The organism is Streptococcus porcorum, from assembly GCF_053203725.1.
The window spans coordinates 1-20,390 of the sequence record NZ_JBRUDG010000015.1 but is presented as its reverse complement, the minus strand read 5'-3'; the positions used below and the strand labels follow the sequence as shown (position 1 = coordinate 20,390).

General features: G+C 37.3%; 17 protein-coding genes. 7 read left to right on the top strand and 10 right to left on the bottom strand.

Going from position 1 to position 20,390, the window contains the following annotated elements:
* Window positions 1-442 precede the first annotated feature (442 nt).
* The 4 genes from ACVRWY_RS05425 (at window position 443) to ACVRWY_RS05410 (ending at window position 4,849) form a co-directional block, all read left to right on the top strand.
* Entirely contained in the window at window positions 443-1,291 is an 849-nt protein-coding gene (locus tag ACVRWY_RS05425; protein ID WP_354368783.1) for a helix-turn-helix domain-containing protein, read from the top strand.
* 112 nt (window positions 1,292-1,403) lie between these two features.
* Window positions 1,404-1,814, top strand: a complete 411-nt coding sequence (locus ACVRWY_RS05420; protein WP_354368781.1) for a hypothetical protein — start codon at window positions 1,404-1,406, stop codon at window positions 1,812-1,814.
* Window positions 1,815-1,934: 120 nt separating this feature from the next.
* Window positions 1,935-4,109 carry an ABC transporter substrate-binding protein/permease gene (locus ACVRWY_RS05415; RefSeq protein ID WP_354368779.1) on the top strand — a complete coding sequence of 725 codons (2,175 nt, stop codon included), beginning with the start codon at window positions 1,935-1,937 and terminating at the stop codon, window positions 4,107-4,109.
* A complete protein-coding gene (locus ACVRWY_RS05410; protein WP_354368777.1) occupies window positions 4,109-4,849 on the top strand; it encodes an amino acid ABC transporter ATP-binding protein in 741 nt (246 codons plus the stop codon). Before ACVRWY_RS05415 ends, ACVRWY_RS05410 begins: the two co-directional genes overlap by 1 nt.
* 74 nt (window positions 4,850-4,923) lie before the next feature.
* Here ACVRWY_RS05410 and ACVRWY_RS05405 read toward each other — a convergent pair whose 3' ends face one another.
* The 6 genes from ACVRWY_RS05405 to cdaA all read right to left on the bottom strand — a co-directional run bounded on the left by ACVRWY_RS05405 (window position 4,924) and on the right by cdaA (window position 9,849).
* Entirely contained in the window at window positions 4,924-5,082 is a 159-nt protein-coding gene (locus ACVRWY_RS05405; protein WP_354368775.1) for a hypothetical protein, read from the bottom strand.
* 20 nt (window positions 5,083-5,102) lie between these two features.
* A complete protein-coding gene (gene obgE / locus ACVRWY_RS05400; protein WP_354368773.1) occupies window positions 5,103-6,413 on the bottom strand; it encodes a GTPase ObgE in 1,311 nt (436 codons plus the stop codon).
* A 56-nt stretch (window positions 6,414-6,469) separates the two neighbouring features.
* Window positions 6,470-6,595: a DUF4044 domain-containing protein gene (locus ACVRWY_RS05395; RefSeq protein ID WP_354368771.1), complete on the bottom strand. Its 126-nt coding sequence runs from the start codon at window positions 6,593-6,595 to the stop codon at window positions 6,470-6,472.
* 111 nt (window positions 6,596-6,706) lie between these two features.
* On the bottom strand, window positions 6,707-8,056 hold the full coding sequence (gene glmM, locus ACVRWY_RS05390) for a phosphoglucosamine mutase (protein WP_354368769.1): 1,350 nt from the start codon (window positions 8,054-8,056) through the stop codon (window positions 6,707-6,709).
* Between the two features lie 46 nt (window positions 8,057-8,102).
* The gene (locus tag ACVRWY_RS05385; RefSeq protein ID WP_354368767.1) at window positions 8,103-9,062 is read right to left on the bottom strand and encodes a CdaR family protein; all 960 of its coding nucleotides are present in this window, start codon (window positions 9,060-9,062) and stop codon (window positions 8,103-8,105) included.
* On the bottom strand, window positions 9,052-9,849 hold the full coding sequence (gene cdaA, locus ACVRWY_RS05380; RefSeq protein WP_354368818.1) for a diadenylate cyclase CdaA: 798 nt from the start codon (window positions 9,847-9,849) through the stop codon (window positions 9,052-9,054). Before cdaA ends, ACVRWY_RS05385 begins: the two co-directional genes overlap by 11 nt.
* Before the next feature lie 167 nt (window positions 9,850-10,016).
* Here cdaA and murT point away from each other — a divergent pair, with 167 nt between their 5' ends.
* A complete protein-coding gene (gene murT, locus ACVRWY_RS05375; protein WP_354368765.1) occupies window positions 10,017-11,360 on the top strand; it encodes a lipid II isoglutaminyl synthase subunit MurT in 1,344 nt (447 codons plus the stop codon).
* Window positions 11,360-12,148 (top strand): lipid II isoglutaminyl synthase subunit GatD, encoded by a 789-nt coding sequence (gatD, locus tag ACVRWY_RS05370; protein ID WP_354368763.1) that lies wholly within the window; start codon window positions 11,360-11,362, stop codon window positions 12,146-12,148. Before murT ends, gatD begins: the two co-directional genes overlap by 1 nt.
* A gap of 400 nt (window positions 12,149-12,548) precedes the next feature.
* On the opposite strand, the gene ACVRWY_RS05365 is transcribed toward gatD, so the two are convergent.
* From ACVRWY_RS05365 to malQ, 4 genes are read right to left on the bottom strand one after another with little or no spacing between them, the layout of a single operon-like run.
* Window positions 12,549-14,717, bottom strand: a complete 2,169-nt coding sequence (locus tag ACVRWY_RS05365) for a PTS transporter subunit IIBC (protein ID WP_354368761.1) — start codon at window positions 14,715-14,717, stop codon at window positions 12,549-12,551.
* Window positions 14,718-14,777: 60 nt separating this feature from the next.
* Complete coding sequence (locus ACVRWY_RS05360; RefSeq protein WP_354368759.1) at window positions 14,778-15,569, bottom strand: endonuclease/exonuclease/phosphatase family protein; 792 nt, start codon at window positions 15,567-15,569, stop codon at window positions 14,778-14,780.
* A gap of 26 nt (window positions 15,570-15,595) precedes the next feature.
* Window positions 15,596-17,860 (bottom strand): glycogen/starch/alpha-glucan family phosphorylase, encoded by a 2,265-nt coding sequence (gene glgP, locus ACVRWY_RS05355; protein WP_354368757.1) that lies wholly within the window; start codon window positions 17,858-17,860, stop codon window positions 15,596-15,598.
* Between the two features lies 1 nt (window position 17,861).
* On the bottom strand, window positions 17,862-19,361 hold the full coding sequence (malQ, locus tag ACVRWY_RS05350) for a 4-alpha-glucanotransferase (RefSeq protein ID WP_354368755.1): 1,500 nt from the start codon (window positions 19,359-19,361) through the stop codon (window positions 17,862-17,864).
* 190 nt (window positions 19,362-19,551) lie between these two features.
* Between malQ and ACVRWY_RS05345 the strand changes: the two genes are divergently transcribed.
* The gene (locus ACVRWY_RS05345) at window positions 19,552-20,262 is read left to right on the top strand and encodes a UTRA domain-containing protein (protein WP_354368816.1); all 711 of its coding nucleotides are present in this window, start codon (window positions 19,552-19,554) and stop codon (window positions 20,260-20,262) included.
* The last annotated feature ends 128 nt before the right edge of the window (window positions 20,263-20,390 follow it).

Sequence of the window (20,390 nt, the reverse complement as noted above, 5' to 3'; positions counted from 1 at the left end):
CGCTCAACCTTTGCTGTTTTCAAGTTATGACTTTCCTTGAATACCTTCTAAGTACCTCGCAAAGATATCATGAACTATTTTTGCTTATTTCTTATTAGATTTCACAATACAAATAAAAATTGTTAACAGTGATAAAATTAATGCAAGACTCATATAAAACTCCTTATCATATCCTATTTTTTTTGAAATATTTTTCTCTATCAAGCCCATAGAAATTTACTTCTGTTGTAAAAATTGAATTTGTATAAGAATAAATATTTTCTCAAAATACTTTTAGGTGTCCACCTAAGCGTTTTATCTACCAGCAATCCTAATAATATCCATGATTATTATTAGGATTGGTATAAATTTTGATATCTTTTCATATTATTACTCACTTTCATTTTTATTTATTGTATAATAAATAAAAAATATTAAAATTTTTGTTGTGAAAGTGGGAATTATGAAATCTGAACTTGGTCAAACACTTAGAAAAGTACGTAAAAGTAAACAAATAAGCTTATGTTCCATTGCAGATGAACATCTCTCTAAATCGCAAATTTCCAGATTCGAACGAGGAGAATCTGAAATATCTTGTATTAGACTCATCAATATATTAGATAAATTACACGTCTCTTTGGAGGAGTTTCTTATTCTTCACGATACCGAATACGCTCAAACAATATCTTTTGGTAATCTAGTACAGTATATCCGGAAAGAATACTTACTGCAAAATGTTAATAACCTAAAAGATTTACTCTCTGATTCAACATTTTATCATCTCAATGCATTAGAACAAACCATGGTAAAATCAATAATCTATACATTAGATAATAATATTTCACCATCTGAGGCAGACTTAGAAGAATTGACTGACTATCTATTCAAAGTTGAAGATTGGGGGTATTATGAGATTATATTACTAGCTAATTGTATACGAACCATTCAATATAACTCTGCATTTTTATTAACAAAAGAAATGTTAAAACATTATATCTACTCAACATTAAACAAGACAAATAAACGACTTGTTACACAATTAGCAATTAATTGCCTTGTTGTTAGTATTGATAAAGGAGAATTTCAAAATTGTACTTTTCTAATCAAAAAGATTGAAAAGTTATTAAACAATGAATTGAACTATTATGAACAGACCGTCTTCTTATATACATGTGGATATTTTGAATTTAAAAAGAAGGATCAGAATGGCATAAAGAAGATGAAACAAGCATTGCAAGTATTTGAAGTTCTAGGAGAATATAATATGAAATCACAGTATCAAGAACACTACAATAAACAAATAAATCAATAACACAAAGATAATGAAATAGTTCTGCATACCTATCCTCGCCTAGGATTACATAGTAAATATTTCCAAAAAACTACTGAACTTAATTAAGCTTAATATTCTTTTGAGTTGTCACATGTCTTCTGTTGCTCACAAAAACAAGTCGAAATATTATGAAGTATCTATTTTAGGCTTGTTAAAATATGAAATAGGACAAATCTATTTGAAAGATTTTACCTACCACCGCCTCTTTCACGATACACTTCTTAGGTTGATTCACCACTTCCTTGATCAACGTGATTTTTTCCACTTAGAATACTTTATCTCAACCCTTCGACCACTCTTATCTTCAGATACCATGCATGAGAAAATTTGGATTGATTTCTTCAACCTTGAAAGCCTCTACCTTAGAGAAAAAATCAATATCAAAGAGATAGATTGCTACCTAAATCGGCTAAAAGAATTTGCCACATCTGATCTTATCTTTGATTTAGACCAACATTTTCGAGCTATCTCCTCCTCTTTTACTGCCGATAAAAATAAGTGAATAATACCTAAAACCTAACAAATCCATGTCAGGTTTTGTTACATGATAGAGTGTGAGATTTGAATTCCATACCTTTTTTTGATATAATGAAGAGTATTTTTTATATAGAAGGAGAATAACATGAAGAAAAAGCTTACAGCTTTTATGCTAACGATGTTATCAGTATTCTTTATGTTTGGCGGAAAAGCTAGCGCTGAAACCATTAAAATCGTTTCAGATACTGCTTATGCCCCATTCGAATTTAAAGATTCTGACCAAGTTTACAAAGGAATTGATGTAGACATTATCAAAAAAGTTGCCGAACTGCAAGGTTGGGACTACGATATGACTTTCCCAGGCTTTGATGCAGCCGTTAACGCTGTTCAATCAGGGCAAGCTGATGCACTTATGGCTGGTACGACTGTCACAGAGGCGCGTAAGAAAGTATTTACTTTCTCAGACACTTATTACGATACAGCTGTTGTCATCTACACCCGTAGTGATAATAAAATCTCAAGTTATGAAGAGTTAAAAGGAAAAGTTGTCGGCGTGAAAAACGGAACAGCTGCGCAATCTTTCCTTGAGGAAAACAAAGATAAATACGGCTATACACTCAAAACATTTGACACAAGTGATTTGATGAACAATAGCCTTGACTCTGGTTCGATTGATGCCGCTATGGATGATGAACCAGTGGTACAGTACGCTATTAAGCAAGGAAAAGCCTACGCTATTAATATGGATGGTGAAAAAGTAGGTAGCTTTGCCTTTGCCGTAAAAAAAGGAAGTAAATACGAGTACTTAGTTGATGAGTTCAACGAAGCCCTCTCTCAAATGAAGGAAGATGGCACATTAGAAGAGATCATTAGCCAATGGACAGGAGAAACAACTACTTCTGCTGTTCCTGAAACGAGTACTGCCAGCGGACAAAAAGCTACACCAGTTAAAGACGTTTATAAAATCGCCAGTGATTCTTCATTTGCACCATTTGTGTTCCAAGATGATAGTAATAAATACACTGGTATTGATATGAGCCTGATCAATGCTATTGCTAAAGATCAAGGATTTACTCTAGATATTAGTAATCCAGGCTTTGATGCTGCGGTCAACGCAGTGCAATCTGGTCAAGCTGATGGTATGATCGCTGGTATGTCCATCACAGACGAACGTAAAGAGACATTTGATTTCTCAGATCCTTACTATACTGCCAATGCGATTATTGGGGTTAAGAAAAATAGTTCCATCAAATCTTATGAAGATTTAAACGGAAAAACCGTTGGTGTAAAAAACGGAACAGCCTCTCAAACTTTCCTTGAGGAAAACAAGGACAAGTATGGTTATAAAATCAAGACTTTTGCAGATGCATCACCAATGTATGATAGCCTGAAGGCTGGTTCTGTTGATGCTGTCATGGATGACGAACCAATTATCAAATACGCTATCAAACAAGGACAAGACCTTGCAACACCTATTGAGGGAACTCCTGTAGGCGAATATGGTTTTGCCGTGAAAAAAGGATCAAATCCTGAATTGATTGAAATGTTCAATAATGGTCTTGCAAATCTTAAAGCTAGTGGCCAGTACGAAGAGATTCTCAACCAATATCTCGCAGATAGCTCAAGTTCAACAAGTACTAAAACTGCTGATGAAACAACAATTTGGGGACTCCTCTCAAATAACTATAAACAATTGCTTTCAGGTCTCGGGACTACAGTAGCCCTTGCGCTTGTATCATTTGCCCTTGCACTTATTGTCGGAATCATCTTTGGTATGATGAGTGTTAGCCCTGTTAAAGCACTCCGTATTATTTCAGCAATTTTTGTCGATGTGGTTCGTGGTATCCCACTCATGATTGTAGCAGCTTTCATCTTCTGGGGAATTCCAAACTTACTTGAATCGATTACTGGACAACAAAGCCCAATTAATGACTTTGTTGCAGGGACAATCGCCCTCACTCTAAATGGTGGTGCCTATATTGCAGAGATTGTCCGCGGAGGAATTGAGGCTGTCCCATCTGGACAAATGGAAGCTAGCCGAAGCTTAGGTATTCCTTACAATACAACAATGCGTAAGGTCATCCTTCCTCAAGCCTTTAAATTAATGCTTCCAAACTTTATCAACCAGTTTGTAATCTCACTAAAAGATACGACTATTATCTCAGCGATTGGTCTTGTAGAGTTATTCCAGACAGGTAAGATTATCATTGCACGTAACTACCAATCATTCCGTATGTATGCGATCTTGGCAGTTCTCTACCTTGTAATCATTACCCTTCTCACACGACTAGCAAAACGCTTAGAAAAGAGAGTGAAATAATGGCAGAATTGAAAATTGATGTACAAGATTTACATAAATCCTATGGAGAAAATGAAGTCTTAAAGGGTATCGATGCTAAATTTTACGAAGGAGATGTGGTTTGTATTATTGGACCTTCAGGTTCTGGTAAATCTACCTTCCTTCGTACCCTTAACCTTCTTGAAACCATTACCAGTGGTAAAGTTGTTGTTGATGGCTATGAGTTATCTGATCCTTCAACCAATGTCGATAAAGCGCGTGAAAACATCGGGATGGTGTTCCAACACTTTAATCTTTTCCCACATATGACGGTACTAGATAATATTACATTTGCTCCTATCGAACTTGGTAAACAATCTAAAGCTGAGGCTGAAAAACTCGGGATGGAATTACTTGAAAAAGTAGGCCTTGCTGATAAAGCAGAAGCTTATCCAGATAGCCTATCTGGTGGTCAAAAACAACGTGTAGCGATTGCGCGAAGTTTAGCTATGAACCCAGACATCATGCTATTTGACGAACCTACTTCAGCACTAGACCCTGAGATGGTTGGAGATGTTCTTAATGTTATGAAAGATCTTGCTGAACAAGGCATGACCATGTTGATTGTAACTCACGAAATGGGATTTGCCCGTCGTGTAGCCAATCGCGTTATCTTTACAGATGGTGGACAATTTATTGAAGATGGCACACCTGAACAAATCTTTGATAACCCACAACATCCACGTTTACAAGATTTCTTAAATAAAGTTTTAAATGCATAATTAAAATAGAGTGGTTAAACCACTCTATTTTTTATATAAAAATACTGGGAGGCCTAGATAGGCATCTCAGTAACTTAATCACCTGTTTCTTTTTGCTTATCTCTTTCTAGACGCAAACGTCGGTTGGGATTAAGGGTATTAAAGAGTTCCTCTAGTTTTTCAGCATTCCAAACATCTGCTGCTGAAACAAAATTGCCATCTTTATCTTTAAACGATATCGGCTTATCTCCCATAAAAAACTCCTTTTATGATTTTAATCTACAAATTCAAACTCAAAGTTACCAATACGGACAATGTCACCGTCTTTGGCACCACGCTCACGAAGAGCTTCATCAACTCCCATACCACGCAGTTGGCGGGCAAATTTCATAATAGACTCATCACGTTCCATATTTGTCATGATAAAGAGTTTCTCAAGTTTTTCACCTGATAACACCCATGAGGCATCATCATCACGCGAAATTTCAAATGGTTTCGTTTCTTCATTAAAGCCATAATACACTTCTTCTTCCATGTCTGTTTCATCATAAAGAAGAAATTCGTCTGTTTGATCCAACAATTCTGCTGTGGCATCTAAAAGATTATCTAATCCACGTTTAGAGATACCTGAAATAGGGAAAATTAGTGGTAATTCTTCAAACTCATCATAATTGGCTGCAAGTTTTTCTTTAAACTTCGCTAAATTTTCTTCCGCCTCTGGCATATCCATCTTATTGGCAACAATAATTTGAGGACGCTCCATCAAGCGTAAATTATAGGTCTCAAGCTCATTATTGATGGCCAGATAGTCCTCATAAGGATCTCGCCCTTCACTTGCAGACATGTCAATAACATGTAAAATGACTCTTGTTCGCTCAATATGACGAAGAAATTGTGTCCCTAAACCAACTCCTTGACTGGCCCCTTCAATCAAACCTGGTAGGTCAGCCATAGCAAAACTCTCACCTGATTTGGTACGAACCATCCCTAAATTAGGAACAATGGTTGTGAAGTGATAAGCCCCAATCTTTGGTTTAGCAGCTGAAACAACACTGAGGAGGGTTGATTTACCAACAGAAGGGAAACCAACGAGCCCTACATCCGCTAAAATTTTCAGCTCCAACTGTAATTCGCGCTCCTCACCTGGTTCACCATTTTCAGCAATTTCAGGTGCTGGATTTTTAGGAGTTGCAAAACGGATATTACCACGACCTCCGCGACCTCCACGGGCAATCACAAACTCTTGTCCATGTTCAACGAGGTCTGTAATCACTTTTCCTGTCACATGATCACGAACAGTTGTTCCTTGCGGCACGCGTACAATCAGATTTTCAGCTCCTTTACCATGCATGCCTTTGGTCATCCCCTTTTCACCAGACTGGGCTTTAAAGTGGCGATTGTAGCGGAAATCCATAAGGGTGCGTAATCCTTCATCTACTACAAAAATCACATCACCTCCGCGACCTCCATCTCCTCCCCATGGGCCTCCATTGGGAACATACTTTTCACGGCGAAAAGCCACCATGCCATCGCCACCACGACCAGCCTTAACTGAAATTTTGGCTGTATCTAAAAACATACTCATTATTTTACCTTTTCTTTCTTACAGATAAAAAACGCTCGTAAGCGTTTTTTTCATTGTTACAATGCACTAAGCGCCCCAAGGACAAGTCCACCGACAGTAATGATTACCATCAAAACAACAACCACTAGGGTTAGTTTTTCAAATGCTGTCTTTTTGCGTGGACCATTATCACCAAATGCCATAGTTATACCTCTTCTATATAATGAACTTCTTCCTACTATATTATCATGATTTCTGATGCTTTTCAAACCAAAAGGCACAAAAAAACTTGAGAAATTCTCAAGTCTTCAATGTTAAATGCCGATTTCGTTTCGCACAACATCAGCAATAGTATCAACATAATAGTTAACAGCTTCATCAGTTGGAGCTTCTGCCATCACACGTAAAAGAGGTTCTGTACCACTTGGTCTCACTAAGATACGACCGTTTCCTGCCATCTCCTCTTCCATTTTAGCAATAATTTCAGCAATCGCAGGGACAGCCATTGCTTTGTCTTTCATACTATTTTCAACACGGATATTAACTAATTTTTGAGGATAAATAGTAACTTCTGATGCTAATTGAGAAAGTGATTTTCCTGTCTCTTTCATCACCTTAGTTAATTGAATAGCAGTTAATTGACCATCACCAGTTGTGTTGTAATCCATAATAATAACGTGTCCAGATTGCTCGCCACCAAGATTGTAGCCTTTTTGACGCATTTCTTCGACAACGTAGCGATCACCAACAGCTGTTACAGCTTTATCAATTCCTTCACGATCCAAAGCTTTGTGGAAGCCAAGATTTGACATAACTGTTGTCACAATTGTATTTTTGGCCAAAACACCTTGTTTTGCCATATATTTCCCAATAATGAACATAATGCGATCACCGTCTACAATTTGGCCGTTTTCATCAACAGCAATGAGACGATCACTATCACCATCAAAAGCTAATCCGATGGAAGCTCCTGATTCTAAGACTTTTTCCTGTAATTTTTCGGGATGTGTTGATCCTATACCATCATTGATATTCAAACCATTTGGTTTCTCTCCAATAACTGAAATATCAGCATTTAAATCCAAAAAAATATCACGAGCAGTTGTACTTGCAGCACCATTGGCGGTATCAAGCGCTACTTTCATACCATCTAAATCAACTCCTGTAGAAGCTAAGAAAGCGGTATATTTACGAAGCCCTTCTGGATATTCAACGACTGTTCCTAAACCTTCTGCACTAGGACGAGGAAGAGAATCACCTTCTGCATCCAGCAACTCTTCAATCTCTGCTTCCAAGGCATCATCTAATTTAAAGCCGTCTCCTGCAAAAAATTTAATGCCATTATCTAAGGCAGGGTTATGACTGGCTGAAATCATCACACCAGCACTAGCCCCTTCAGTACGTACAAGATACGAAACTCCAGGAGTTGCTAAAACACCAAGCTTATACACCTCAATACCAACTGAAAGCAAACCTGCAATCAAGGCAGATTCTAACATTTCACCAGAGATGCGAGTATCTCTAGCAACAAAAACACGTGGACGCTCTGTTTCATGTTGGCTTAAAACATAGCCTCCAAAACGACCTAATTTAAATGCTAATTCTGGTGTCAGCTCAACATTTGCCTCACCACGTACACCATCTGTTCCAAAATATTTTCCCATAATTGATAGCGCTAAATGCGCCTCCTTCCGTAAATTCTTATTAAGACTATTTCTTCTTAGTGATTAACTTAACATCAATTTCACTAGGTGAAATGGTAACATTTTCCATTTCTAGCTTTACTTTTTTCACAGTATCCTTCGTGACATCTGAAATATCTAAAGTGGCTGGAATACTTGTAATCTGGTCAAGAATATCTTGATTTGCTGAAATCGTCACCGTTGGAGTTGATAATTCATAATAAATATCCGACAAACTATTGTCCATTTGCCCCGTTAAATCTAAGCTGACAGGAACTTCTTTTGTCAATTTTTCCACAACAACACTTAACTTAGCTTTAGCAGGATCAATAATCGACGGTAGAATCGTTCCATTAGCTGCAACTGCTTGAAGTGTCACTTTTTTTGAATAATTCTCACTTAAAGGTGATTGGTTATCGATACGAGCAACCACATGATCAATTTGATCAATCGTTGCTTCATCACTGGTAACCGTCACTTCTTTAATATCAGTTGATATTGACTTTAAAGCGTATCCTTCCGCTATCTGATCATCTGAAACTTCTCCAACAACAGAAAATGTTTTAGATTTCTTTTTACCAACTGTTACTGTTATTTTAGAAGGTGTTGCTGTAGCAGTCATTTCATCAGGCAAATCCTTAATCTGCAGTGGTACCTTAACAGTACCTGTTTCAATATCTTTTAAATCAGCGACAACTTTAAACTTTCTCGTGTCACTATTAATCTCTGAATCCAACTTTACACGATTAGTCGATGTTAAATAAACCTTGGTTTCATAGGAATACCCACTAATAAAATAGCGGTCACTGTCATACTTAATGTCAATTGGGACCTCTGTCAAAGTATGGGTATAAGTTTCTGTTACCCGACTAATCTGGGTACCTGCTTGATTATACTGATTATAAGAAGCTGTAAAAAATAAAATCAAAGAAAAGAAGATCGAAACAATCGCATAAAGTAGTCTTGGGCTTCTTAGTTTATTTAACACGTCTTGATCCTCCCAAAACTCTAGATAGTAAAGGTGGTCTTTTTCTATCTTTTATAAGGATTTCACTCAAAGCGGCTTGAAATTCCTCTTTAGACAAGTCATGTCTAAAATAGCCTTTATAAGTCAAAGAAATGGCCCCTGTCTCCTCTGACACAATGAAGGTTAAAGCATCAGAGTTCTCAGACAAGCCAATAGCTGCCCGGTGACGTGTACCAAACTCCTTAGAAATCGTTGAAGACTCCGACAAGGGCAAATAAGAGCAAGCCGAAGCAATTTTATTTCCCTTAATAATCACTGCACCATCATGCAAAGGTGTATTAGGAATAAAAATGTTGATTAATAGTTCACTGCTAACATTTGCATCTAGTTTAATACCTGTTGAGATATACTCTTGTAAGGTTTGAGTGCGTTCGATAGAAACTAAAGCACCTATTTTTCTTGGACTCATGTAACTAACAGCTTTCATAAAGTGTTCAATTAAACGCTCTTCATCTGATAAATTATTTCTAGGGTTGAAGATATGAGTCGTACGACCAAATTTTTCAAGTAAGGTACGAATCTCAGGAGCAAAAATCACAACTCCTGCTATAACACCGTAGGTGATGACCTGATTCATTAACCATGAAATCGTTACAAAACCTACAAAATCTGCTACAAACTTTAAAAGAACAAACAAAACAACTCCTTGAACCAGAGCCATAATTTTAGTTCCAACCAAAGCTTTTATAAAACGATATAAGAGCCAAGCTACTAATAAGATATCAATAACATTGATTACAATACCCATAGGGGTATCAAACAGGGATTGCCAAAATCTTGCATCAATTTGAAATAATGGCACAACTCGCTCCTTTCTATATAAGATTATGATTCCAAAATCTACACGTTTCATTATAACACACTAAAAGGAATTTTTCCTTTTATTATCCTGAAACTTTATGATAAAATGGTGCTATGACAATAAAAACATTTTTAGGAATAGCAGCTGGAAAATCAGCACATTTTATTTTAAGTAAACTTGGAAGAGGATCAACTTTACCTGGTAAAATTGCTCTTCAGTTTGACAATCATATTTTAAATCATATTGCCAAGGACTATGAGATCGTGGTGGTAACAGGAACAAATGGTAAAACCTTAACGACCGCTCTTACAGTGGGAATTCTAAAAGAGGCATTTGGTGAGGTGGTGACAAATCCTAGTGGAGCTAATATGATCACAGGAATCACGTCAACCTTTTTGACAGCAAAAAAAGCTAAGTCTGGTAAAAAAATCGCTGTCCTTGAAATTGACGAGGCAAGTCTCCCAAAAATCACACAATACATTACACCTAGTCTCTTTGTTTTTACCAATATTTTTAGAGATCAGATGGATCGTTATGGAGAAATCTATACCACATACGATATGATTTTAAAAGGTGCTCAAAATGCCCCTGAAGCTACGATTTTAGCTAATGGAGATAGCCCACTTTTTAACTCCAAAGAAGTCATTAACCCAGTCCAGTACTATGGTTTTGATACTGAAAAAGGGCAGCCTCAACTTGCTCACTATAACACAGAAGGAATCTTATGTCCACGCTGCCAACATATCCTCACCTATCGTCTTAATACCTATGCCAATCTAGGTGATTATATTTGTGAGCATTGTGGTTTTGAGCGTCCTCAACTGGACTACGCTTTGACACATTTAACCAAGATTACCAATACCAGTTCTGAGTTTGTGATTGATGGACAAGACTATAAAATCAATGTTGGCGGACTTTACAACATCTATAATGCTCTTGCAGCTGTTTCCGTCGCAGAATTCTTCGGTGTCTCACCTGATCAAATTAAAGCTGGATTTGACAAGAGTCGTGCTGTCTTTGGTCGCCAAGAAACCTTTAAAATTGGGGATAAAGATTGTACCTTAGTGTTGATTAAAAATCCAGTTGGAGCTAGTCAAGCCCTAGATATGATTAAATTAGCACCTCATCCATTTAGTTTGTCGGTCTTGCTGAATGCCAACTATGCTGATGGTATTGATACGAGCTGGATTTGGGATGCCAACTTTGAAACGATTTTAGATATGGATATTCCTCATATTTTTGCTGGTGGGGTACGCCATTCAGAAATTGCACGTCGCTTACGAGTAACAGGCTATCCCGAACAGGCCATCACTCAAGCAGAAAAGCTAGAAGATATTATGAATTTTATTGAGCAACAAGATACTCAACATGCTTATATCCTAGCAACCTACACAGCCATGCTTGAATTTAGAGAGCTATTGGCTAACAAGCATGCTGTTGGAAAGGAGATGAACTAATGGTTTATACTTCTCTACAATCCCCTCACTCAAAAGACTATCAATTTGATCTCTCAATTGCTCACCTTTATGGAAACTTAATGAACACTTATGGAGATAATGGTAACATCCTCATGCTCAAATATGTTGCAGAAAAACTAGGAGCACGAGTTACGGTAGATATTGTCTCTCTTGAGGATCCTTTCAAGGCTGATGACTATGATCTTGTCTTTTTTGGTGGTGGACAAGATTATGAACAAGCCATCGTTGCTAAAGATTTACCCTCTAAAAAAGAAGCCATTGCAGAATTCATTGATAAAGACAAAGTTATTCTTGCTATTTGTGGTGGTTTTCAATTATTGGGGCAATATTACATTCAGGCTAATGGTGAAAAAATTGATGGTATCGGTGTCATGGGACACTATACACTTAATCAAAACAACAATCGCTACATTGGGGATATCAAAATCTACAATGAAGAATTCGATGAAACCTACTACGGCTTTGAAAACCATCAAGGACGTACCTTCTTATCCGATGATGAGAAACCCCTTGGAAAAGTTGTTTATGGCAACGGTAATAATAAAGAAGATGGTTCTGAAGGTGTTCACTATAAAAATGTCTTTGGAAGCTATTTCCACGGTCCTATCCTATCTCGCAATGCTAACCTTGCTTATCACTTAGTGACAACTGCCCTAAAAAATAAATATGGTCATGATTTGACTCTACCAACTTATCAGGATATTCTCAGTTTAGAAGTTGCTGAAGAGTACCTTGATGTTAAAAGCAAGGCTGAATTTGAAAAATAAAAGATAAAAAATACCATTTGGATATCACGCCAGATGGTATTTTTAACGCTCTCGAAATGGGAATCTTTCTCAGTAATCTCATAAATAAGGTCCTACTTGAAGGAAAATTGATATTTTTTATGAAAGTTTAATATTTCTTGTATCATCGAACTCTTATAGTACTGATTAAAGGATGACTGCTCTAGTCACAACAAGTTTTCTGGGTTCTTTAATAAAATCAGCATAAAGGCAGTTTTACTTTTATTAAACAAATTATTTCTGTGATAAGAATTTCGTTATCCAAACCAGATTTACCGTGACTTTTCCAAACAATACTAAAAGGTCATCATACCAAGAATAAGCATGATACTTAATACAACAAAAAATTCTGGAATCAATGATTCCAGAATTTTTTTGGAGATTATAATTCAACTTTGGCAACAACTGTCTTAGCTGTTTGTTTGCCTAAGTTTTGAAGAGTAACTGATTTAATTTCAGCTGTATTGGTAAAGGCAACAACTGTTGTTGTTTCACGCTCTGCTGATTTAATGGCTTCTAAATCAGCAACTAGAAGAAGATCTCCAGCCTGAACACGTTGTCCATCTGTCACCTTAGCTGAGAACGGAGCTCCATTTAGCGCTACCGTATCAAGTCCAACGTGTACCAAAACTTCCAAGCCTTCATCAGTTAAAAGACCGACAGCATGTTTTGTTGGAAAGACACTCGTAATAAGACCTGAAACTGGAGCATAGATATTTCCATTTTCTGGTTCAACTGCGTAGCCATCTCCCATCATTTTTTGTGAGAAAACAGGATCTTTAACGTCTGTAATAGCAATCACATCGCCATCAGCAACCGACGCCACATCTACTGTGATTCCTTTGAATTGTGTATCGACCGCTTCTTCTTTAACGGCTTTCACTTCTGTCTTAGGAATCACTGCACCTGAATCTAGTAAATCCTGAATATCTGATTTCAAGATATCTGCTTTTGGTCCATAAACGGCTTGAACACCATTATCCTTGATGATTAAGCCCATTGCACCAGCCTGTTTCCAAGAAGCTTCATCACCTACTTCTGCTACATTATTAACAGAAACACGGAGACGCGTCATGCAGGCATCAACATCAGAAATATTTTCACGTCCACCAAGAAGATTAATAATTTGAACAACCTGTGAATTAGCATCTGCTGTTCCTACTTCACCTTCTGGCTTATCATCAGCCATATCAGCATCATAGTTACCATTACGGCCTGCAGTTGCAAGATTGAATTTCTTAATCATGAAGTCTGCAATAAAGTACATGATAACTGCAAATAGTGCTGTTACCCAGATAAAGTTGATCACATCCATACCAATACCAGCTTTAAGTGCCATTGGTGTACGTGTCAAGAACTCGATGTTACCAAATGAGTGTACACGAAGGTCCACAACATCAGCCATAGCAAAGGCTGCACCTTGTACAAGAGCATAAACCACATAAAGAGGAACAGCTGCAAACATGAACATAAACTCGATTGGCTCAGTAACCCCTGTCAAGAATACTGCAAGTGCTGTTGAGATAAACATCCCTTTGTATTTATGCTTTTTATCTTCATCAACATTACGATACATAGCGTAAGTCAGTCCCATGAGGATACCACTTGACCCAATCATTTGACCAACTTTGAAGCGTGCTGGGGTAACAGTAGAAAGAAGCTCTTTATATTGGCTCATATCTCCAGCGTCTTTAAGGCTGATAAGGTCTGTAATCCATGCCAACCAAAGTGGATCTTGTCCAAACACTTCTGTTCCTTTTTGAGCTCCTGTAAGGATTTCATACGTACCACCAAGTGACGTATAGTTCATCGGGATGGTAAGCATATGGTGTAGACCAAATGGAAGAAGGAGACGCTCTAATGTACCATAGACAAATGGCGCCAAAATTGGTGCTGTATCTTGTGAGTTAGCAATCCATTTACCAAAACTGTTGATACCTGTTTGAACAACTGGCCAAAAGACAGCCAAGATAAGCGCTACAATAACTGAGCGATAGATGACAACAAATGGTACAAAACGTTTTCCGTTAAAGAATGATAAGACATCTGGTAATTTACGGAAATTGTAGTATTTATTATAAGTAGTCGCTCCAAGGAATCCTGCGATAATCCCTACAAACACTCCCATGTTAAGAGCTGGTTGACCAAGGATATTCACAAAGTAGCCTGACACAGGGATAGAAGTCCCAAAAATAGTTTTGACATGGGCATCTGCATCAGCTAACATATCTACTGTAACACCAAAGAAGTTCCCTGTGATAAGGTTAATTAAGATAAAGGCCAAACCTGCTGCAAAAGCACCGCCTGCACGCTCTTTTGCCCAACTACCACCAATAGCTAGTGCAAATAGCAAATGCAAGTTCCCAATAATTCCCCAACCGATTTGAGCAATAATATTCCCCACACGAGCAAGCAATTCTGAATCTGCATTGATAAGAGGAAGCGAGTTCCCGATACTAACCATCAAACCTGCTGCAGGCATAACCGCGATAACAACCATTAAGGCTTTACCGAATTTTTGCCAAAATTCAAAGCTTAATAACTTTTTCATTCATCTTCTCCTTTTAAGGATATATTTTATTATATTATTATATCATTAGAATAAATAATATTAAAGTTCTAATTGAATCTCCACTCCAAAATGGTCTGAAATAATGGCTTTATTCTTTCCATTAAAGATAACACGACTTGATAAAACCGTTTTAGTCTGATTTAAAAAGATATAATCTAGGCGTTTTTCTTCTGCATGATCACTCCAGCCGTCAATCGCTTTTTCAACTGTAATACCCGAATCTTTTTCTTCTGCCAAATCATAGGTATCAATCAATCCTAGATTGATGATAGCTTCATAAGCAGAATGATTAGATATACTATCTGTATTAAAATCTCCCATAAAGACTTTTAAATTGTCTGTTTGAGTGCGATTGATGATGGTTTGAATATTTTCCAACTGATCTTCACCTTCTCCATCGGGAAGATTAATGTGACAAGAATAACATTCTACAAGTTGTCCTTTATAAGCAACTGTTAGGCCTAATATCTTTCTTGAAAGAATAGAATCTAAACTCTGATGCTGACTGCAATAAAAAGGATCAACCTCATAAACTGGCAACTTCGTTAAAAATGCAATCCCTTCATCATATTTATCATAGCCGATATGAGAATTACTCCAATAATAAGAGTATTTCTCACCGACTAAATGGCGTAATTTTTCTAATAAGATGAGACCATAATTATCGTCTCTCAACTCATGAGTCACTAGTTTCGCGCTCATGAGTTGATTGACTTCTTGGAGGGCAATGACGTCATAATCATTTTCAGCAATTGCCTGTGCCAGTGTATTTAATTTTTCTTCTTGATTATCCTCTAGCCAAGCATGAACATTGACTGTTAATAATTTCATGACGACCCCTTTCTGTTCAATTTAAATTATTTACTGTGCCAGATATCTTCGTTATACTGCTCGATTGTACGGTCAGATGAGAAGAATCCTGCTTTAGCAATATTGTGAACAACTTTCTTATTCCATGAATCTTGATCTTCGTAGTCTGCAAAGACTTGCTCTTTGACTTCAATGTACTCCGCCAAGTCAATCAAGGTCATGAACCAGTCTTTAGAAATCAATTCATGGTGCAAGCGACCAAGACGTTCTTCATTACCAAGTGCTTTCACTTCGTCGCTGACGATAAAGTCAACCGCACGTTTGATGTTGGCATCACCATTGTAGTAGTCTGCAGAAACATAGCCAGCCTTGTCGTACAAGTCGATAATGGTATCAGAATCTTTACCAAATGTGTAGATGTTATCCATGCCTGCTAATTCTGCAATCTCAACGTTAGCACCGTCCATAGTACCTAGTGTCAAAGCACCGTTCAACATAAATTTCATGTTACCAGTACCTGATGCTTCTTTAGAAGCTAGTGAGATTTGCTCAGAGATATCTGTCGCAGGGATAAGTTTTTCTGCAACCGTTACGTTGTAGTTTTCTACCAAATGAACGTTGAGGTACTTGCTGACTTCTGGATCGTTATTGATCAATTCAGACAAGCAGAGAATCAAGTGAATAATGTCTTGGGCAATCACATAAGCTGGGGCCGCCTTACCACCGAAGATAACAGTGATTTTACGTTTTGGAAGGTTGCCGTTTTTGATTTCAAGATATTTGTGAATCACATACAAGGCATTCATTTGTTGGCGTTTGTACTCGTGGAAACGTTTGATTTGTGTATCAATGATAGAGTTTTCGTCCAACTCAATTCCCTTGTTGTCTTTCAGGTAACGTTTAAGAGCCAATTTGTTGTTGTGTTTGATTTCAGCCAATTTAGCATGAACTTCCTTGTCATCTGCAAAGGCAAGTAATTTCTCAAGTTTAGTTGCATCTGTCAAGTACTCATCGCCAATCAATTCCTTAATATAGTCTGCAAGGTCTTGGTTGGCAAATTCCAACCAACGACGGAAGGTGATACCGTTTGTTTTGTTGTTGAATTTTTCTGGGTAAAGTTCGTAGAAGCCTTTCAACTCAGAGTTTTTCAAAATTTCTGTGTGAAGAGCCGCAACGCCGTTGACTGAGTTTGAGAAGTGGATATCCATGTGAGCCATGTGAACACGACCAGACTCATCGATAATATGAAGGGCAACATCTGGAACTTCTTGTGCGACAAGGGCATCCAACTCTTTAATAATACCAACTAGGTGTGGGACTACTTCTTCTAAGAATTCAAGTGGCCATTTCTCAAGTGCTTCTGCCAAGATGGTGTGGTTAGTGTAGCCTGTCATGTTTTTAACAATCGCTACTGCTTCTGCGAAATCAATACCATGTTTTTCAGTCAAGAGACGGATCAACTCAGGAATAACCATTGATGGGTGCGTATCGTTAATTTGAACATAAGCATAGTCTGCTAAGTCATGTAAGTTTGACCCACGCTCAATCGCTTCATCAATCAAGAGTTGTGCGGCGTTTGATACCATGAAATATTGTTGGTAGATACGAAGCAATTCACCATTTTTATCTGAATCATCTGGGTACAAGAAGAGAGTCAAGTTTTCTTTGATGTCTGTCTTGTCAAATGAGATGCCATCTGTAATCAAGTCATAGTTGACAGACTCGATGTCAAACAAGTTAAGGTAGTTCTTAGTTTCTTTTTTATAACCAAGAATATCAAGACGATCTAACTTAGATTTCAACGTGAAGTTTTTAAATGGCACGTCATAGCTGATATCTGTAGGAATCAACCAAGAATCATTTTCAATCCAGAAGTTTGGTTCTGCATCTTGTTGGTTGTCTTTAAAGACTTGACGGAAAAGACCACAGTGGTAGTTAAGACCAACACCTTCACCGTTAATACCAAGTGTTGACATAGAGTCCACAAAACATGATGCCAAACGTCCAAGACCACCATTACCAAGAGATGGTTCTGGTTCAACATCTTCAACTTGTGCTAAAGATTTTCCAGCAGCTGCTAATTCCGCTTGAATATCTTTGTAAACACCCAAGTTAATCAAGTTGTTTGACAAGAGTTTACCAATAAGAAACTCAGCTGAGATATAGTAAACTTTACGTTTCCCAGTGTTTTTTGGTTTTGTCGCTGCTTCAGCTTTGACATAGTTCAATAATTGAAGATAGATTTCTTCATTTGTGAGTTCTGCAAGTTTTTTGTTCGTGTTTGTTTCTGCAAAAGTTGTAAAATTAGCCATGTTAATTATTCCCTCGTTGATATAGTTCTGTAATTGTTTTTAAGTAAGCTTTTTTCTCTGCGGTTAAATCTTCTTTTTTCATGCGCCACTTCCAGTTTTGCCCAACTGTATTTGGCACATTCATACGACTTTCGGCAGAAAGGTCTAAAATATCTTGCATGCAAGCAATCGCGGTATCTGCCACTGAAGCATAAAGTGTACGAAGCATTGCCTGTGTGATGGGTTCATCACTATCACGATGCATGTAAGCATCAGCGTAAGCTTGCTGCTCCGGTGTTAAATTGTCATACCAACCATTAACGACCTCATTGTCATGCGTTCCTGTGTAAGCAACAGCATCTGATGTATAGTTGTGTGGAAGGTCTAGACTTTCACCAGTGACATCAAAGAAACCAAATTCTAAGATTTTCATACCTGGAAAAGCTGTGTCTTCAAGAAGTTTCTCTGCTTTCTCATCAATATAACCTAGGTTTTCTGCAATAATTGGAAGTTCACCAAGTTCTTTTTTAATAGCTTCAAAAAGATCGTAACCTGGACCTGGTTGCCAACTGCCGTTTTTAGCAGTATCTTCTTTGGCATCTACTTGCCAAAAATCAGAAAATCCTTTGAAGTGGTCAATACGCAAAACATCATAAATCTTAAAGCTCTCTGTAATGCGGTAAATCCACCAAGCATATCCTGTTTCTTTGTGTTTTTTCCAGTCATAGATTGGATTTCCCCAGTATTGCCCGACATCAGAAAATTCATCTGCTGGAACACCTGCAACATATTTAGGGTGACCTTTTTCATCAACCTTAAATAATTCAGGTTTGGTCCACATCTCAACACTATCTGCTGAAACATAAATTGGCATATCTCCGATGATTTGGATAGCATTTTTATTAGCATAGTCTTTTAACTCTGCCCATTGCTTAAAGAAGAAATATTGTGTGACTTTATGATAATCAATCACTTCAGCTAGTTTCTCACGGTAATCGGCTAAAGCTTTTTCCTCACGTCTTGCAATAGCTTTTTCTGGCCACTCTTGAAGCGACTGATTGTTGAAAGACTCTTTAATCGCCATAAACTCAGCATAATCTCCCAACCATGAAACATTTTCTTTTTCAAATGTGGTCAGAATAGCTTTTTGATCAGCATCTGCTAGAAAAGCTTTAACAGCTTTTTCTAAGATAGGACGGCGGGTCTCAAACAATAAAGCGTAATCAATAGTTTCTTCATCATCTGTAAACTTAATCGTTTCATAATCTGCTTTGGTTAAGAACCCTTCTTTTTCAAGAAGATCAAAATCAATCAGATTTGTATTTCCAGCAACAGCTGAGAATGACTGATAAGGTGAGTCACCATAGCTTGTTGTGGTTAGGGGCAACAACTGCCAATAAGTTTGATTTGTTTCTTTAAGGAAATCTACAAATTCGTAAGCTTCTTTACCAAAAGTCCCTATTCCAAAGTTACCAGGTAATGAAGTAATGTGCATCAAGACACCACTTGAACGCTTTGCCATATGATTCCTTCCTTTCATCTCATTTACAAGTATTATTTTAACGCAAGCGATTGCATTTGTCAAGAACTTTTACGTAAAACTTTTTATTTTTACGGTTTTCTTTTATTTTTTAGAAAAGTTAGATGATTTTTTTGTTTCATTTCTCAAAAATATGGTAAACTAGTAAGGAAACTTTAGAGAAAGCACCTATATTATGAGTAAATACAAAGAGGTCTATCAAAATATCAAAAATAAAATTGATTCAGGCGAGTTAAAAGCTAATCAAGAATTACCGAGTGAAAATGAGTTGATGACACAGTATGGCTTTTCAAAAGATACCATACGAAAAGCTCTCTCTCTTTTAGAACTCGATGGCTATATCCAAAAAATGAGAGGGCGTAACTCCATTGTCCTCGAGCATGGTCGAACTAAAAATAATTATCTAGCTGAGATCAAAACCTCAGGTGAACTCAACCGTGATGCCAATCACACAATTGAGACACAACTTACCAGCCTTTATATTGTACAAGGTGAGCAAGTATTGATGGATACCTTTAAAGTTGATGACAGCGTTGACTTTTATCGTGTTTCCAGAAGTCGAAAAATTGACGGCGAGCGCCTAGAATATGAACTCTCCTACTTCGACCGTCGTGTTGTCCCTTATCTTAATAAAGAGATTGCAGAGACTTCCATCTACCAATATTTAGAAGAAGAATTACATCTTAAAATCACCCATTCAAGACGTGAAATCTCATTTCGATATGCAACAAATGAAGAAAAAGAACATATGGATTTGGGAGATTATGACATGGTGGCTGTGGTCACTAGTCTAACCTATCTTTCAAATGGTCAAGTTTTCCAATATGGAACCATCACTTACCGACCAGACAAGTTTACTTTTGTCACTATGGCTAAACGTTAAAAAAAAGGCTCTTTGTCAACTGTAGTGGGTAGATGAAAAGCTAACACCTAGAGAGGACGAAATTCGTTCTCTCTTTCTTTATGTTCAAGGCAATCAAAATCCGTTTTTTAAAGTTTTCAAAGTTCCTG

What these genes read in the sequence shown, in the direction of transcription:
- gatD (WP_354368763.1), top strand. Translation starts at nt 11,360, where the DNA reads ATGGTTTATACTTCTCTACAATCCCCTCACTCAAAAGACTATCAATTT.
- malQ (WP_354368755.1), bottom strand. Translation starts at nt 19,361, where the DNA reads ATGGCAAAGCGTTCAAGTGGTGTCTTGATGCACATTACTTCATTACCT.
- murT (WP_354368765.1), top strand. Translation starts at nt 10,017, where the DNA reads ATGACAATAAAAACATTTTTAGGAATAGCAGCTGGAAAATCAGCACAT.
- ACVRWY_RS05420 (WP_354368781.1), top strand. Translation starts at nt 1,404, where the DNA reads ATGTCTTCTGTTGCTCACAAAAACAAGTCGAAATATTATGAAGTATCT.
- ACVRWY_RS05425 (WP_354368783.1), top strand. Translation starts at nt 443, where the DNA reads ATGAAATCTGAACTTGGTCAAACACTTAGAAAAGTACGTAAAAGTAAA.
- ACVRWY_RS05395 (WP_354368771.1), bottom strand. Translation starts at nt 6,595, where the DNA reads ATGGCATTTGGTGATAATGGTCCACGCAAAAAGACAGCATTTGAAAAA.
- obgE (WP_354368773.1), bottom strand. Translation starts at nt 6,413, where the DNA reads ATGAGTATGTTTTTAGATACAGCCAAAATTTCAGTTAAGGCTGGTCGT.
- glgP (WP_354368757.1), bottom strand. Translation starts at nt 17,860, where the DNA reads ATGGCTAATTTTACAACTTTTGCAGAAACAAACACGAACAAAAAACTT.
- ACVRWY_RS05405 (WP_354368775.1), bottom strand. Translation starts at nt 5,082, where the DNA reads ATGGGAGATAAGCCGATATCGTTTAAAGATAAAGATGGCAATTTTGTT.
- ACVRWY_RS05365 (WP_354368761.1), bottom strand. Translation starts at nt 14,717, where the DNA reads ATGAAAAAGTTATTAAGCTTTGAATTTTGGCAAAAATTCGGTAAAGCC.
- ACVRWY_RS05415 (WP_354368779.1), top strand. Translation starts at nt 1,935, where the DNA reads ATGAAGAAAAAGCTTACAGCTTTTATGCTAACGATGTTATCAGTATTC.
- ACVRWY_RS05410 (WP_354368777.1), top strand. Translation starts at nt 4,109, where the DNA reads ATGGCAGAATTGAAAATTGATGTACAAGATTTACATAAATCCTATGGA.
- glmM (WP_354368769.1), bottom strand. Translation starts at nt 8,056, where the DNA reads ATGGGAAAATATTTTGGAACAGATGGTGTACGTGGTGAGGCAAATGTT.
- cdaA (WP_354368818.1), bottom strand. Translation starts at nt 9,849, where the DNA reads ATGGGTATTGTAATCAATGTTATTGATATCTTATTAGTAGCTTGGCTC.
- ACVRWY_RS05360 (WP_354368759.1), bottom strand. Translation starts at nt 15,569, where the DNA reads ATGAAATTATTAACAGTCAATGTTCATGCTTGGCTAGAGGATAATCAA.